We start from the raw sequence: 14,880 nt of genomic DNA, 5'->3' as shown, positions 1-14,880 counted from the left end.
GCCCCGTCACGCGGGGCGTTCGTCCGTGTCCCCCGACCCCAGGGACCGGTTCGCCACCCGCGCCAGATGTCCGGCGAAGACCGCCGGGGCGTCCGGTGTCAGGGTGCGCAGGGCCACCAGCGCCGTGATGACCACGTCGCACAGCTCGGCCTGGACGTCCTCCCAGGTGTGGTCGGCGCCCTTGCGGGGGTTCTGGCCGGTGGCGCCGATGACCGCCTGGGCGACCTCGCCGACCTCCTCGGACAGTTTCAGCACGCGCAGCAGCAGGGCCTCGCGGCCGCCGTGCGCCCGGTGGTCGTCCAGCCAGACCCTCAGGGCGTCGACGGTGGCCCAGACGTCGGAGCCGGCCCACGGACCGTCAGGGCCGGAAGTTCCCGAAGGGTGACGCGGGGCGGGCTGCGGGGGCGGGGTGTCCATGACCGCAGCCTGCCAGGTCACCTCCCCGGCGCGGGGGCCCGGCGGGTCCGGGGCTCACTCGTCGAACAGGGACTCCTGCTCGCCCTCCGCCCGCCTGCGCAGCCGCTGGTTGCGCAGGCCCACCACCGCCGCCGTGACGGCCGCCGTCGCGCCGAGCGCCGCCGGGACCATCCAGCCGCGGTCGACCGTGTGGCCGAGGGCGTGGTCCAGGGAGAGCCGGCCGGGGCCGGCGACGGCGAGGCCCGCGGCGGCCAGGCCCAGGGAGGCCGCGTGCTCGTATCCGCCGCTCGCCGCGAAGAAACCGTTGGGGGTGTGGACGGCGGCCGCGCCCGCCATCGCTCCGGCCGCCGCCGCGCCCGCCGCCGGGGTGGCCAGCCCCAGCGCCAGCAGCGTGCCGCCGCCGGCCTCCGCCAGACCCGCCGCCGTCGCGCTGGCCTTGCCGGGCGCGTAGCCAACGGACTCCATGAACTGCCCCGTCCCTTCCAGCCCGTGGCCGCCGAACCAGCCGAACAGCTTCTGCGCGCCGTGCGCGGCCAGCACTCCGCCGGTGCCCAGCCGGAGCAGCAGCAGGCCCAGATCACGTCGGTCGTAACAGGTCACGATGACTCCCTGAACAGACAGCAGGAACAAGCAGGAACAAGCAGGAACAAGCAGGAATAGGCAGAAACAGGCGGTGACGTGCGGGGCGGGTGGGCGCGGTCGGCAGTCGCCCGGAATCACTCCGAATTGCCCGGCATCACTCGGAAACGCTTTCCCCGCGTTTCCACCGTCGCATCCTCCCCACCCGCCCGGCCTCTCCTGGAAGCCGTTCGGGTGGCGGGGCGCGGTCGGCGGTGTGAGTGTGGCCCGTATGCCGATTCAGACCGACAGACTCAGCGACCCCGCCGTCCGGGCCTTCGTCGCCGCCGTCAACGCGCACGACGAGGAGGCCTTCCGCGGGCTCCTCACCCCCGACGCGACCATGGCGGACGACGGCTCCGACCGGGACCTCGCCGAGTGGGCGGACCGGGAGATCTTCTCCTCGCGCGGCCACATGGACGTCACCAAGGAGTCGGACGGCGGGCGCGCCCTCCTCGCGGACTACCGCAACGACACCTGGGGCGAGATGCGCACCCGCTGGAGCTTCACCGTCGAGGACGACGGCCGGATCTCCCGGTTCGAGACCGGGCAGGCGTAGCGGGCCGGTGGCGGAGCCGAGAGCCAGGAGTCGAGAGCCAGGAGCCGGGAGGCGGCGGCCGCCGGCTCGGTCGCTCCCAGGCCGCGGAGGGGATATTCGCAGGTGAAAGGGGTTGAGTGGCGATTTCCAGTTCGCCTGATCCCCTTGTACGGTCCCGCAGTGAACGCATTCTCGCGCCGTTCTCCGCAGTCGCTCACGGGCCGTTCTCCGCACCCTTCCCCTTCCCCTCCTTCTTCTCCGCCGCCGCCCTCTCCCGCGCGCTCGTCCCGGTATCCGGCCCCGAGTCCGTCCCGGCGTTCCCTGCCGGCGCTCGCCGCCGGAGCGCCGCTGGGCGCCGTCCCGCTCGCCGTGACGTCGGCGGCCGCCTCCGGGACCGTGGTCGGCGGCGCGCGGCTGGCGGCCGACGGGGTGCAGGCGGACTGGGGCGCCGCCCTGCCGAGGAAGCTGACCGCGCGGGCCTGGCTGCTCGCCGACCAGGACAGCGGCGAGGTGCTGGCCTGCTACCGGGCGCATCTGCGTCTCGCGCCCGCCTCCACGCTGAAGATGCTGTTCGCGGACACGCTGCTGGGCAGGTTCGCGCGCACCGAGCGGCACACCGTGACCGGCGCCGACCTGGCCGGCATCCCGCCCGGCTCCAGCCTGGTCGGCATCCGGGCCGGGGTCGCCTACAGCGTCGAGCAGCTGTGGCAGCAAGTGTTCCTGCGGTCGGGCAACGACGCCGTGCAGGTGCTCGCCCGGATGAACGGCGGGGTCGCGAGGACGGTCGCCGAGATGCAGGCGAGGTGTGAAGAACGGCTACACCGGCAACGCCGGCAACACCTTCGCCGGCGCCGCGACCCGCGCCGGGCGCACCCTCGTGGTCACCGTGCTGCATCCCGCGAGCGGTCACAACTCCGTCTACGAGGAGGCGGCCGCCCTGCTCGACTGGGGTTTCGCGCAGGGGGGTTCGGTCAGGGCGGTGGGGACGCTGGTGGACGCGTTGAGCGAGGGCGGGACGAGGGCGTCGTCCTCGGGGGCGGCGCCGGACGCCGGGGCGCGGGCCTCGTCGGCGGGCGGCGGTCCGGGCGGCTGGGGTGTGCTCGGCGGGGCCGGGGGAGTGGTCGCGCTGGCGGCGGCCGGCGCGTACGCGCTGCGCAGGCGCCGCGGCCGTGAGGCGCCGCCGTCCGAGCGGTGACGGTGCGCCCGCCCGGGGCGACGCCGCCGTCCGGGCGATGCCGGTGCGCCCGCCCGAGCGGTGTGCCCGCCGGTCGGGCGATGGTGCGGCAGCCGTCCCGCGGCTCCGGTGTGCACCTCGCGGTCCCTCGCGAGGTCCACCCCCACCCGCAGCCGTGGGACGGCTGCCCCTCCCCCTCGGTATGGCTTACGGTCCCGCCGTGCGGAACTCTCGTGTTGCGTATGTGGAGTTCTTGTGTAGGAGAGTTGAGCATAGGTCTGCTACCGGCCGCAATGGTGCGGACCGGTAAATTCCGCTTGTGCAGGTTGGCGGGTTGACGAGCCGTGGACCGGCGGGGCTCCCTCAGCCCCGCCCGACGTACGGCATCGCGGTCGCCAGCACCGTCGCGAACTGCACGTTCGCCTCCAGCGGCAGCTCGGCCATGTGCCGCACCGTGCGCGCCACATCGGCGACGTCCATCACCGGTTCCGGCGCGGTCTCGCCGTTCGCCTGCAGCGCCCCCGTCTGCATCCGCGCCGTCATGTCGGTCGCCGCGTTTCCGATGTCGATCTGCCCGACGGCGATCCCGTGCGCCCGTCCGTCCAGCGAGAGGGACTTCGTCAGACCGGTCAGCGCGTGCTTGGTCGCCGTGTAGGGCGCCGAGAGCGGGCGAGGCGTGTGCGCCGACACCGAGCCGTTGTTGATGATGCGTCCGCCTCGGGGATCCTGCTCCTTCATCAGCCGGTACGCGCCCTGCGCGCACAGGAACGCCCCGTTGAGGTTGGTGTCCACCACGTGCCGCCAGGCGTCGTAGGGGAGGTCCTCGAACGGCACGCCCCCCGGCCCGAACGTGCCCGCGTTGTTGAACAGCAGGTCCAGTCGCCCGAACCGCTCGCGCACGGCGGTGAACAGGGCGCTCACGTCCTCGGGGCGTGAGACGTCCGTCCGCACCGCGAGACTCCGGTCCCCGGGGCCCGCCGCGGCCGTCTCCTCCAGGGTCTCGGCGTGCCGTCCGGCCAGCGCCACCGACCAGCCCGTGCGCAGCAGTTCGACGGCCACGGCGCGGCCGATGCCGGAACCGGCGCCCGTGACGACCGCGATCCTCGTCTTCGCATCCATGGGCCCGCAGCGTACGGGGTGGTCCGGCACATGGCGCCGTACGTCGTCCGCCCTCCGACCGCGGTGGACGCCGAGGCGGGGGCCTCCCCTCAAGCCGGCCTGAGCAGGGGCCCGTTCAGGAGAGCGGCGGCCAGGCGTCGCCCCAGTCGGCGTCCCGGGCCGCCTTGTACAGCTCGCCGTGCCTCTTCGTCACCGTCGTACGGCTCAGCCGCTCCTCGGCCTCGCACAGGTCGAGCAGCACCTGGCCCTTGCGGATCTGCGGCCGCCGGACGACGCGGGAGGGGGCCGGGGAGACGGGGAAGCGGACCGCCGCCACATAGCTGAACTTCTCGTCCTCGTAGGGCAGCGAGCCGCCCTTGACCTGCCGGTGCAGGGAGGAGCGGCTGACCCGCGCCGAGAAGTGGCACCAGTCCGAACCGGGCACGATCGGACAGGCCGCGCTGTGCGGACAGGGCGCGGCGACGCGGAAACCGGCCGCGATCAGCCGGTCGCGGGCCTCGATCACCCGGGCGTAGCCGTCGGGGGTGCCCGGCTCCACGATCACGACGGCCTGCGCGGCCGACGCGGCCGCGTCCACGAGGGCGGCCCGGTCGGGCGCGGCGAGCTCGTTGAGGACGTACGAGACGGTGACCAGGTCGGCGCTCTCCAGCGCCAGGGACGCGTTGATGCGGGCGCGCTGCCAGCGGACGTCCCCGAGCGGCGGGTGCGCGGCGGCGATCTCGCGGCCCAGGGCCAGGGCGGGCTCCGCCCAGTCGAGGACCGTCACCGGGCGGGTCCCCTCCCAGGTCGCGCTCACCGCCCAGGTCGCCGCGCCGGTCCCGCCGCCGACGTCGACGTGGCTGTCCGGGGTCCATCCCGGCGCCGCGTCCGCGAACGCCTCCAGCGCCGAGCGCACCGCCTCGAAGGTCGCCGGCATGCGGTACGCGGCGTAGGCGGCGACGTCCGCGCGGTCGCGCAGGATCGGGGCGCCGGTCGGGGTCGCGCCGCGATAGCTGGCGATCAGCCGGTCGACGGCCTGCGAGGCCTGCTTGGGCGGCAGCCCGTCGAGAAGGTCTCCGAGGGCGGTACGGAGGGACTCGGCGGCTGATGCGGAGAGGTTCACGCACCGATTTTCTCAGGCCGCGCACCCCTCCCTCGCCGCGCACCCCACCGGGCTCGTCGCCCTCACCGGGCTCGTCGCCCTCACCGCGCGCCCCTCCGCACCTCGCGCCTCTCCCGCCCCGTGCGTCCCGCCCGGCTCGTCGGCCTCAGCGCACCGCCATCGCCATCCGTGTCCCCACCAGTGCGCGCGGCGCGCTGTCCGGGGCCCTGCGCACCGGGTGCACCGTGTTCGCCAGCAGCACCACGAAGGTGTCCGTGGCGGGGTCGAGGACCAGCGAGGTCCCCGTGAACCCCGTGTGGCCGGCCGCGCCCTCGCCGGCCAGCTCGCCCATGAACCAGGGCTGGTCCACCGCGAAGCCCAGCCCCGGCGGCGTCAGCAGCAGCTCCACGAAGTCGGGGCCGAGGACGCGGGCGGGACCGTAGGAACCGCCCGCCAGCAGCGTCCGGCAGAACACCGCCAGGTCGCGGCCGGTCGAGAACAGGCCCGCGTGACCGGCCACCCCGCCCAGCGCCCACGCGTTCTCGTCGTGCACCACGCCCCGCAGCATCCCCCGGTCCGCCTTCGCCCACGGCCGGCGCTGGTCCTCGGTGGCGGCCGCGCCGGGGCAGGGCCCGAAGCCGGTCGAGGTCATCCCCAGCGGCCGGGTGATCCCCTCGTGGATCAGGACGTCCAGCGTGCGCCCGGTCAGCCGCTCCAGCAGCTGCTGCAGCAACAGCATGTTCAGGTCGGAGTAGACGTGTTCGCCGGGCTCGCCGACCGGCGCCTGCGCACGCAGCAGCTCCAGCCGCTCCGCGTCGTCCGCGCAGTCGTACAGGGGCGCCTCCGGGGGCAGCCCCGAGGTGTGCGTGAGGAGCTGGCGGACGGTGACGTCGTGCGCGGCGGCCGCGCCGAAGTCGGGCAGATAGGCGCCGATCCGGGCGTCGATGCCGAGGGTGCCCCGCTCGATCTGCTGGACCGCCGCGACCGAGGTGAACAGCTTGGTGAGGGAGGCCAGGTCGAAGGGGGTGTCCACGGTCGTCGCGACCCGTGCCCCGGGCGGCAGCTCCACGCCCGCGTCGGCCGCCGGATCGTAGGCCGAGTACCGCACCGCCCAGCCCACCGCCTCCTGCACGGCGATCACCGGGCCGCGCCCGGCGACCACGACGGCGCCGGCCGTCCAGGGCCGGTCGCCCGTGGTGAGGTCGGCGACGTCACGGACCAGCAGCCGCGTCTCCCCGGGGTCGAGCCCGGCCCGCTCCGGAGTGTCGACGCGCAGTCTCGGTGCGCTCAGCTCTCTTCTCCCGCTCTCGAAGGTCCCGGGCCGGGGAGACCGTCGTCCTGCGTCCCCGCGTCCGTCCAGGGACGGCACATAACCACGAAGCAGGCCAGGGCCACCAGTGCGGCGGCCACCTGGACGACGGCCATCGGGACGGCGGTGCGCTCTCCGGCGATGCCGACGAGCGGGGTGGCGATCGCGCCGATCAGGAACGAGGAGGTGCCCAGGAGCGCGGAGGCGGAGCCGGCCGAGTGCCGGACCCGCATCAGGGCGAGCGTCTGCGCGTTGGGCAGCGTCACGCCCATCGCGGACATCAGCACGAACAGCGCGGCGGCCACCGGAGCCAGCCCGACGTCGCCGAACACGCCGGTCGTCATCAGCAGCAGCGCGGTCGCGGCCAGCGTCACCGTCGACAGGCCGGCCGCCAGCACCCGGTCCAGCCGCACCCGCCCCACCAGGATCTTGCCGTTGATCTGGCCGACCACCACCAGCCCGACCGAGTTCGCGCCGAACAGCAGACCGAACGTCTGCGGGGAGGCCCCGTAGATCTCCTGGACCACGAACGGCGAGGCCGAGATGTAGGCGAACAGCGCGGCGAAGGCGAAGCCGCCCGTCAGCAGGAAGCCGGTGAAGCGCCGGTCGGACAGCAGCCGGCGCATCGAACGCAGGGCCTCGCCGACCCCGCCCGCGTGCCGGCCCTCGGCGGGCAGCGTCTCCGGGAGCCGGAACCACACCAGCGCGGCCAGCAGCAGCCCGACCACCGTGAGCAGCGCGAACACCCCGCGCCAGTCCGTCGTCCGCAGGATCTGCGCGCCGATCAGCGGCGCCACCACCGGGGCGACCCCGGAGATCAGCATCAGGGTGGAGAAGAAACGGGCCATCGCCACGCCGTCGTACAGATCCCGTACGACGGCCCGTGCGATCACGATCCCGGCCGCGCCCGCGAGCCCCTGCAGCAGCCGGAACGCGACCAGCACCTCGACGGTCGGCGCCAGCGCGCACAGGGCGGTCGCCACGACGTACACCGCGAGCCCGGCGAGCAGCGGACGCCTGCGCCCCCACCGGTCGCTCATCGGACCGACCACCAGCTGCCCCAGCGCCATGCCGGCCAGGCACGCGGTGAGGGTGAGCTGCACCGTCGCGGCGGGCGCGTGCAGGGTGCGGGTCACCTCCGGCAGCGCCGGGAGGTACAGGTCCATCGACAGCGGGGGAGTGGCGGTCAGCCCGCCCAGGACGAGCGTGACGAGCAGCCCGGTCCTGCGCCGGCCGCGCGGCGGCGCCGGGACGACTGCCTGCGGCGCTTCGGGTACGGCCCCACCCTCCGGCATACTGCTGCCCCTCCCTCTCCGACGCCTCGGCCACCTATGCTCTCAGCTCGAACACACCGACGGGACGGCACGAGGGCGGGGCAGGGTATGACGACGGACACGGTGCGGTGGGGAATCCTGGCGACCGGCGGCATAGCCGGCGCGTTCACGGCGGACCTGATCGACCTGCCCGACGCCGAGGTCGTCGCGGTCGCCTCGCGCACCGAGGTCTCCGCCAAGGCGTTCGCGGAACGGTTCGGCATCCCGCGGGCCTACGGCGACTGGGCCGCCCTCGCGGCCGACGACGACATCGATGTCGTCTACGTGGCCACCCCGCACGCAGCCCACCGCACCGCCGCGGGCCTGTGCCTGGAGGCCGGGCGCAACGTGCTGTGCGAGAAGGCGTTCACGCTGAACGTGCGCGAGGCCGAGGAGCTCGTGGCACTGGCCCGGCGGCACGACCGGTTCCTCATGGAAGCCATGTGGATGTACTGCAACCCGGTCATCCGCCGTCTCAAGGCCCTCGTCGACGACGGCGCGATCGGCGACGTCCGCACCGTGCAGGCCGACTTCGGCCTCGAAGGGCCCTTCCCGCCCTCGCATCGGCTGCGTGACCCCGCCCAGGGCGGCGGCGCCCTCCTCGACCTCGGCGTCTACCCGGTCTCCTTCGCCCACCTGCTGCTCGGCGAGCCCTCGGGCATCGCCGCCCAGGCCGTCCTGTCCGCCGAGGGCGTCGACCTGCAGACGGCGCTGGCGCTCTCCTGGGACTCGGGCGCGCTGGCCGCGCTGCACTGCTCGATCTCCGGCGGCACGGGCACCACCGCCTCCGTCACCGGCTCGCGCGGCCGCATCGACATCCCGTCCGGCTTCTTCCACCCCGACCGTCTGGTCCTGCACCGGGCCGGCCGCGATCCGCAGGAGTTCGCCGCCGACCCGGCCGACGGACCCCGTACGACGTTCCGGCACGAGGCCCGCGAGGTGATGCGCGCGGTGCGGGCCGGCGAGACCGAGTCCCCGCTGGTCCCCCTCGACGGAAGCCTCGCGGTCATGCGGACGCTCGACGCGGCCCGCGAACGGATCGGGGTCCGCTACCCCCACGAAGCCCCCTAGCAGGCTTCCGGCGCCGGACCGTTCGCGAGACGTGCCGTCTCACAGCCTTGGTACCGTCGGGGCATGGTCACCCAGCCCGGCAAGCCGGCCCCCGACACCAGCCGTCGCAGCGAGCGGTCCCGGCGCGCCATCTACGACGCGGCCCTCGCGCTGGTCGCGGAGGTCGGCTACCCCAGGACCACGATCGAGGGCATCGCCGCCCGCGCGGGCGTCGGCAAGCAGACCATCTACCGCTGGTGGGGGTCGAAGGCCGACGTCCTGCTCGAAGCGTTCCTGGACCTCGGCGAACAGGCCGCCCGCGACGCCGGCCCGGCCGAGCGCGAGCCCTACGTCATCCCCGACACCGGCGACCTCGCCGCCGACGTCAAGGCCGTCCTGCGGGCCACCGTCGACCAGCTGAGGGACCCCCGCTTCGAGGCCCCCTCGCGGGCGCTGGCCGCCGAGGGCGTGGTCAACGAGCAGGTGGGCCGCGAGTTCACGGCCCGGCTCATGGAACCGTCCATCCAGCTGTACGTCGACCGGCTGCGCTCCGCCCAGCGGGCCGGCCAGGTCCGCGCCGACCTCGACCCGCGCATCGCCCTGGAGTTCTTCATCTCCCCGCTCGCCCAGCGCTGGCTGCAGTACACGGGACCGATCACCTACGAGTACACCGACACCCTCGTCGACTACGCGCTCCACGGCCTCGCCCCCCGGTGACGGGTGGCCCGACGATCTGGTGATCTGGTGATCTGGTGATCTGGTGATCTGGCGGTCCGGTGACCGGGCGAACCGGCGAGCGGGCGAACGGTGGGGTTCCGGGGCACATGGGTCACTCTGGCCCTACCCGCCCCACCTGCCCCGATTCACGGCTAGGGCCCCCCGATGCGCCGGATGATGCGACCATAGGGCATGCTGTCCGCACCAGCGAGGCGAGGGGACAGATGAGCGCGGAGTTCGACGGCCGGACCGGACTGTGGGGAAGACTTACGGAGTGGCTGCGCACGAGCGGCCCGACCGAAGCCGCCGACGGCGGCGACCGTGAGGCCCTGCTGCTGGCCGCCGCCGACGCGGGGCTGCCGCTGGCGCCCGCCGCGCATCCGGCCCCCGGCTACGGCTGCTCCTGCGACCGGGTAGGCTGCCCGACCCCCGCCCGCCACCCGGTGTCCTTCGCCTGGCAGACGCAGTCCACGACCGACCGCGCCCAGGTCGAGAACTGGGCCCGCCACCAGCCGCAGGCCAACTTCATCACCGCCACCGGCATGACGCACGACGTGCTCGACGTGCCCCTGGAGGCCGGCCGGGACGCCCTGGAGCGGCTGCTCGACGCCGGCGTCGAGGTGGGCCCGGTCGCCGAGAGCGACGACGGACGCCTGCTCTTCTTCACCCTCACCCGCAACACCCCCGAGGTCGAGGACGAGTGGTGGCCGTGCGAGCTGGACTGCCACCCCGAGACCATGGACGAGCATCCCGGCCTGCGCTGGCACTGCCGCGGCTCCTACGTCCTCGTGCCGCCCGCCCGTCTCACCGGCGAGGACGGCCGGACCGTGCACTGGCTGCGCGGCCCCGAGCATCCGCTGCCCGACCCGCTGACCCTCCTGGAAACCCTCACCGACGCCTGCGCCCGCCACACCGGGCAGGACCAGGACCACTCGACGGGGGCCTGGCCGCTGCGCCGGTGACCGCGAGGTCCCGGGGCGCCGGCCGAAGCCGGACCGGCCGCGAGCTGCCGGGCTCACTCGCCCTTGGCGCCGGTGAACCCCTCCAGGCGGCTCAGCACCGACACCCTGCCGCCCCCAGCGCCCTTCGCGGGGCTCAGGGCGACGTCGGCGGCGACGAACTCCATCGTCAGGGACTGCTTGATCTCGCCGGTCGTCAGCGCGCGCACGTCCGCGTTCGGGGTGGGGACCGCGGCGCCCGCGGCGGCCGTCTGCTTCATGTAGTGGTGCGTGGTGAAGAACACCAGCGCTCCGCCGTCCACGGTGCGCAGCGCCAGCGGCGCGTACGCGCCCCCGGTCAGCGGCTGGTCGACGTACTGGGTGGCCAGGCCCGGCTTGGCGGCGTTCTTCGCCCGCGAGGCGCGCAGCACGCTGGTGTAGTCGCCGTTCGCGAAGGCGCCCCGGCCGCTCTGCAGGTAGGCCGTGTAGTCCTTGCTCAGGTCCGCGGGGGGCAGGGCGAGTTCGGCGGTGTCGGCGGGCACGGCCTCGGCCCACCCGTCCTCGTCCTTCTTGAACGCCGGCACCGCGCCCGGCGTCACCAGCGTCAGATACGTCGCCTGCCACGGCCGCCCCCGCCCCTCCCGCGTGAACGCCAGCAGCCAGCGCGCGTCGCCGCCCTTGTTGGCCTTCGCGTCGGCGACGAACCAGCGCGGCCAGCCCGCTTTTTCGGGGATGGTGTACTTCACGTCCGACAGCACCAGCGGCGTGTGCTGCGGGTTGCCCTTGGGGCTGTTGAGGTGGCCTGCCTTCAGCCGGGCCGCGTCGATGATCCCGAGGGCGCCGGCGGTGTGCTCGGCGTCCAGCGAACTGTCGTACGCGGCATCGGCCTTGTTGTACGCGGCCGTGAACTGCTCGACGGCCTTGCCGGCCTCGCCCTGCGTGGCCGACGGGAGCACCTCCAGCTCGCCGTGGACCACCACACAGCCGCTCGCCGTCAGCGAGACGGCGACGAGCGAGGCCGCCACGAGGGCGTACCGGTCACGCCTGCGGAGTCCTCGACGCTTGCGAACCCCGGTCGTCAGGCTGCGTTCCCTGGTCATCAGGCGACTTCACCTTCCCCTTCCCGGAGGCGAACCCTACCGGGGCGAGGAACAGCGCGAGCGTCGGGACCAGGTAGAGCAGCCACACCGTGACCTGGAGGACCGTCGGATCGGGCTGGAAGTTGAACACGCCCTTCAGCAGCGTGCCGTACCAGCTGTCCGCCGGGATCGTGTCGCTGATGTCGAAGGCCGTGTCCCTCAGGCCCGCGATCCAGTCGGCCTCCTGGAGGTCGTGGACGCCGTACGCCAGCACGCCCGCGGCCACCACGACGAGCATGCCGCCCGTCCAGGTGAAGAACTTCGCCAGGTTGATCCGCAGCGCCCCGCGGTAGAACAGCCAGCCCAGCAGGACGGCCGTCGCCAGACCCAGCGCCGCGCCGATCAGCGGACGCGGGGTGCCGTCGCCGGCCGCGTGGACGGACGTCCACACGAACAGGGCCGTCTCCAGGCCCTCCCGGCCGACCGCGAGGAACGCGGTCGCCACCAGCGCGCCGGTGCCCATCGCGAGCGCCGCGTCCAGCTTGCCGTGCAGCTCCGACTTCAGGTGCCGGGCGGTGCGCCGCATCCAGAACACCATCCACGTCACCAGCGCGACCGCGGTGATCGACAGGGAGCCGCCGAGCGCCTCCTGCGCCTTGAACGTCAGTTCCTGCGAACCGAATTCGAGGACGCAGCCGAAGCCCATCGCGATGACCACCGCGATCGCGATGCCGGACCACACCGGCTTCAGCGCGTCGCGGCGCTCGGTCTTGACGAGGTAGGCGATCAGGATGCAGACGACGAGAGAGGCCTCCAGGCCCTCGCGCAGTCCGATCAGGTAGTTGGAGAACACGGGCTACGCCTCCTCGGAGAACAGCGTCCGGCCCCACCAGTCGTCCTTGTCGCGGACGCCCGGCGGGACGGCGAAGACGGCCGAACCCACATGCTGGATGTACTCGTTGAGCGCGTCGCTCGCGAGATTGCGCTGGATGCGGACGAACCCGTTGCTCACGTCGCGCATGTAGGCGAGGAAGAACAGCCCCGCCTCCAGCCGCCCCAGACCGTCGGTGCCGTCGGTGAAGGAGTAGCCGCGGCGCAGGATCGTCGATCCGTGGTTGGCGTCGGGGTGCGCGAGCCGCACGTGCGCGTCGGGCTTCATCGCCTTCAGGAACGGCTCGTCGCGCTCCTTCGCCTTGCCCACCGGAGCGCCCTCGCCCTTGTCGCGGCCGAAGATGTCCTCCTGCTCCTGCAGCGGGGTGCGGTCCCAGGTCTCGATGTGCATGCGGATGCGGCGGGCCACGAGATAGGAACCGCCCACCATCCAGGCAGACTTGCCGGCGACGTCCTTCTCTCCGACCCACACGAACTTCTTCAGCCGGTCCGTCTCCGTGCCGGCGATGTTGCGGGTGCCGTCCTTGAAGCCCATCAGGTTGCGCGGGGTCTGCGCGTCGGGCGTGGTGGAGGAGGTCTTGCCGAATCCCAGCTGCGACCAGCGGATGACGACCTTGCCCATGCCGATCCGGGCCAGGTTGCGGATCGCGTGCACGGCCACCTGCGGGTCGTCGGCGCACGCCTGCACGCACAGGTCGCCGTTGCTGCGTGCCGGGTCGAGGGCGTCCCCGGCGAACGTGGGCAGGTCGACGAGCGCGTCGGGCCGCCGGTCGGCGAGGTCGAACTTCTTGAACAGGGAGGGCCCGAACCCGACCGTCAGGGTCAGCCGGGACGGCTTGAGCCCCAGCGCCTCGCCGGTGTCGTCCGGCGGCGCCTCGGGCAGACCGCCGTAGGCGCCCTCTCCGACCGCCTTCCCGGCCGTCATCCGGCGGGCCGCCTGCGTCCAGTCCTTCAGCAACTGCACCAACTCGGCGCGGTCCGTGGTCGTCACGTCGAACGCGGCGAAGTGCAGCCGGTCCTGCACGGGCGTGGCGATGCCCGCCTGGTTCGCGCCGTGGAAGCCGACTGCGGCGCCCGTTTCGGCGCCGACCGGGTCGACGTCGTTGCCGGTGCGGGTCATCGCGACCGCGCCGCCGGCCGCGGCGGCGCCGAGCGCGAGCCCGGCCCCGCCCCAGCCGATCAGCGACCGCCGGGACGGACTGCTGGCCTTGGTCTCCGACTCCGTCATGTTCTTGTGCCCCTCGGTTACTTGGCGACGGCGGCGGCGAGCTTGGACAAGGGCTCGGCGAGCGCGTTGACCGCGTCCGAGAGCTCCTTGCGGCCGGCGGCGCCGACCTTGTCGTAGGAGGTGAACTCGTACGACGTCGTGTTCGGGCGGTACTTGTCCAGCAGCGCGTCCAGCGCGGCGAACTGCTTGTCCAGCTCGGTGACCAGCGCCGCGTCGTTCTCCTTGGCGACCGGCTTGAGCAGCTCGTAGGACTGCTGGGCGCCCTCGACGTTGCCCTTGAAGTCGACCAGGTCGGTGTGCGAGTAACGCTCCTCCTCGCCGGTGACCTTGCCGGTGGCGACCTCGTCGAGGAGTTCCTTGGCGCCGTTGGCCATGGAGGTCGGGGTGATCACGGCCTTGCCGACCCGCTTCTGCCAGTCGGTCAGGTCGGCGGTGAGCTGGTCGGCGAGGGCCTTCTCCTCGGCGCCGATCTTCTTGTCCTGCCAGAGGGCCTTCTCCAGCCGGTGCCAGCCGGTCCACTTCTGGCCGCTCTCCAGGCCGTCGGCGCGGACGTCGACCTTCGGGTCGATGTCGCCGAAGGACTCCGCGACCGGCTCGGTGCGCTCCCAGCCGATGCGCGAGGGGGCGTAGGCCTTCTTGGCGGCCTCGAGGTTCCCGGCCTTCACCGCGGCGACGAAGGCGGCGACCTTGGGCAGCGTCTCGTCGGCCTGCGTCTGCGCGTAGGAGCGGTAGGCGGCCACGGCCTTGTCCAGGCGGGGGTCGCGCTGGGCGACGGAGCCGCCGGTGACCTTGAGGGTCTGGCGGATGCCGTCGCCCTTCATGCCCGGCTTGCAGGCGATGCGGTACTCGCCGGCCTTCACCTCGGCGGTGACCCGCTGCTTGGTGCCGGGGCCGATGTTCTCCCGCTCGCTGACGATCCGGTCGTCGGGGAAGAGCAGGTAGACCTCGGTGACCTTGGAGCCCTTGTTCTCGACGGCGAGCTCGACGTGTCCGGCGGGGATCTCCTTCTTGGAGGTCTCGCACGTGGAGTCGGTGGCGGTCACGCCGATGACCCGGTCGCCGTCCTTCGCGTCGCTCTTGGAGGTGCAGCCGGTGACGGCGGTCAGGGCCGTGACGGCGGCTACGGCGGTGGCGACGGACAGTCTGGCGGCTCGCATTCGGGCTCCCAGCGGTGGCTGAAAAATCGCGTGACAGGGCTCACACGGATTGGTGAGGCTCGCCTAACTTATCCAAGGCTTACCTGCGTAATACCCGTCGGGGCCGTGATTCACCTCTCATAGACGCTGTAAGGGCACGAGGCGATCACGAAATCACCAAGCAGGCGTCAAGGGGAAGTCAAAGGAGATTCAAAGGTTCCGCTTTTCGGGTCGCGCGCACCGCACGGGCGGCCTCGCCGTCCGGGGCGGGA

General features: G+C 73.2%; 15 protein-coding genes and 1 pseudogene. 6 read left to right on the top strand and 10 right to left on the bottom strand.

The genetic code is table 11. The features are described from left to right. Positions 1–6: 6 nt before the first annotated feature. The gene (locus Sri02f_RS13060) at positions 7–417 is read right to left on the bottom strand and encodes a MazG-like family protein (protein WP_109001327.1); all 411 of its coding nucleotides are present in this window, start codon (positions 415–417) and stop codon (positions 7–9) included. A 54-nt stretch (positions 418–471) separates the two neighbouring features. After that, a complete protein-coding gene (locus tag Sri02f_RS13055) occupies positions 472–1,017 on the bottom strand; it encodes a DoxX family membrane protein (protein ID WP_109001326.1) in 546 nt (181 codons plus the stop codon). 250 nt (positions 1,018–1,267) lie between these two features. Here Sri02f_RS13055 and Sri02f_RS13050 point away from each other — a divergent pair, with 250 nt between their 5' ends. From Sri02f_RS13050 to Sri02f_RS44055, 3 genes and pseudogenes are all read left to right on the top strand, one after another. Beyond that, on the top strand, positions 1,268–1,594 hold the full coding sequence (locus Sri02f_RS13050) for a hypothetical protein (protein WP_109001325.1): 327 nt from the start codon (positions 1,268–1,270) through the stop codon (positions 1,592–1,594). 102 nt (positions 1,595–1,696) lie between these two features. After that, positions 1,697–2,323: pseudogene (locus Sri02f_RS44060) on the top strand (hypothetical protein); the annotation flags it as partial. Positions 2,324–2,378: 55 nt separating this feature from the next. Then, the gene (locus Sri02f_RS44055; protein WP_373865099.1) at positions 2,379–2,768 is read left to right on the top strand and encodes a D-alanyl-D-alanine carboxypeptidase family protein; all 390 of its coding nucleotides are present in this window, start codon (positions 2,379–2,381) and stop codon (positions 2,766–2,768) included. A gap of 342 nt (positions 2,769–3,110) precedes the next feature. Here Sri02f_RS44055 and Sri02f_RS13040 read toward each other — a convergent pair whose 3' ends face one another. The 4 genes from Sri02f_RS13040 to Sri02f_RS13025 form a co-directional block, all read right to left on the bottom strand. Further along, the gene (locus tag Sri02f_RS13040; protein WP_109001324.1) at positions 3,111–3,866 is read right to left on the bottom strand and encodes an SDR family oxidoreductase; all 756 of its coding nucleotides are present in this window, start codon (positions 3,864–3,866) and stop codon (positions 3,111–3,113) included. A 115-nt stretch (positions 3,867–3,981) separates the two neighbouring features. Next, positions 3,982–4,968, bottom strand: coding sequence for a small ribosomal subunit Rsm22 family protein (locus Sri02f_RS13035; RefSeq protein WP_109001323.1), 987 nt, complete (start codon positions 4,966–4,968; stop codon positions 3,982–3,984). Between the two features lie 145 nt (positions 4,969–5,113). Beyond that, positions 5,114–6,307: a serine hydrolase domain-containing protein gene (locus Sri02f_RS13030; protein WP_373865098.1), complete on the bottom strand. Its 1,194-nt coding sequence runs from the start codon at positions 6,305–6,307 to the stop codon at positions 5,114–5,116. Next, complete coding sequence (locus tag Sri02f_RS13025) at positions 6,235–7,551, bottom strand: multidrug effflux MFS transporter (RefSeq protein WP_109001321.1); 1,317 nt, start codon at positions 7,549–7,551, stop codon at positions 6,235–6,237. Before Sri02f_RS13025 ends, Sri02f_RS13030 begins: the two co-directional genes overlap by 73 nt. Positions 7,552–7,638: 87 nt before the next feature. Here Sri02f_RS13025 and Sri02f_RS13020 point away from each other — a divergent pair, with 87 nt between their 5' ends. From Sri02f_RS13020 to Sri02f_RS13010, 3 genes are all read left to right on the top strand, one after another. Further along, positions 7,639–8,640: a Gfo/Idh/MocA family protein gene (locus tag Sri02f_RS13020; protein WP_109001320.1), complete on the top strand. Its 1,002-nt coding sequence runs from the start codon at positions 7,639–7,641 to the stop codon at positions 8,638–8,640. A gap of 63 nt (positions 8,641–8,703) precedes the next feature. Next, positions 8,704–9,336, top strand: coding sequence for a TetR/AcrR family transcriptional regulator (locus Sri02f_RS13015; protein WP_109001319.1), 633 nt, complete (start codon positions 8,704–8,706; stop codon positions 9,334–9,336). 224 nt (positions 9,337–9,560) lie between these two features. After that, positions 9,561–10,298: a bifunctional DNA primase/polymerase gene (locus tag Sri02f_RS13010; RefSeq protein ID WP_109001318.1), complete on the top strand. Its 738-nt coding sequence runs from the start codon at positions 9,561–9,563 to the stop codon at positions 10,296–10,298. 53 nt (positions 10,299–10,351) lie between these two features. Here the strand turns inward: Sri02f_RS13010 and Sri02f_RS13005 are convergent, their stop codons facing one another. The 4 genes from Sri02f_RS13005 to efeO are packed head-to-tail and all read right to left on the bottom strand — an operon-like array spanning position 10,352 to position 14,629. Continuing rightward, on the bottom strand, positions 10,352–11,374 hold the full coding sequence (locus Sri02f_RS13005; RefSeq protein ID WP_109001317.1) for an SCO2278 family lipoprotein: 1,023 nt from the start codon (positions 11,372–11,374) through the stop codon (positions 10,352–10,354). Continuing rightward, positions 11,313–12,206 carry an iron uptake transporter permease EfeU gene (efeU, locus tag Sri02f_RS13000; RefSeq protein WP_109001316.1) on the bottom strand — a complete coding sequence of 298 codons (894 nt, stop codon included), beginning with the start codon at positions 12,204–12,206 and terminating at the stop codon, positions 11,313–11,315. Before efeU ends, Sri02f_RS13005 begins: the two co-directional genes overlap by 62 nt. Before the next feature lie 3 nt (positions 12,207–12,209). Next, the gene (gene efeB, locus Sri02f_RS12995; protein WP_109001315.1) at positions 12,210–13,472 is read right to left on the bottom strand and encodes an iron uptake transporter deferrochelatase/peroxidase subunit; all 1,263 of its coding nucleotides are present in this window, start codon (positions 13,470–13,472) and stop codon (positions 12,210–12,212) included. 17 nt (positions 13,473–13,489) lie between these two features. Beyond that, positions 13,490–14,629, bottom strand: a complete 1,140-nt coding sequence (gene efeO / locus Sri02f_RS12990; RefSeq protein WP_109001314.1) for an iron uptake system protein EfeO — start codon at positions 14,627–14,629, stop codon at positions 13,490–13,492. Positions 14,630–14,880: the final 251 nt, after the last annotated feature.

The sequence above is a fragment of the Streptomyces rishiriensis genome, assembly GCF_003112535.1.
In the GTDB taxonomy this organism is placed as follows: Bacteria; Actinomycetota; Actinomycetes; order Streptomycetales; family Streptomycetaceae; genus Streptomyces; species Streptomyces rishiriensis.
This window is presented reverse-complemented; position numbering and strand designations above follow the sequence as displayed.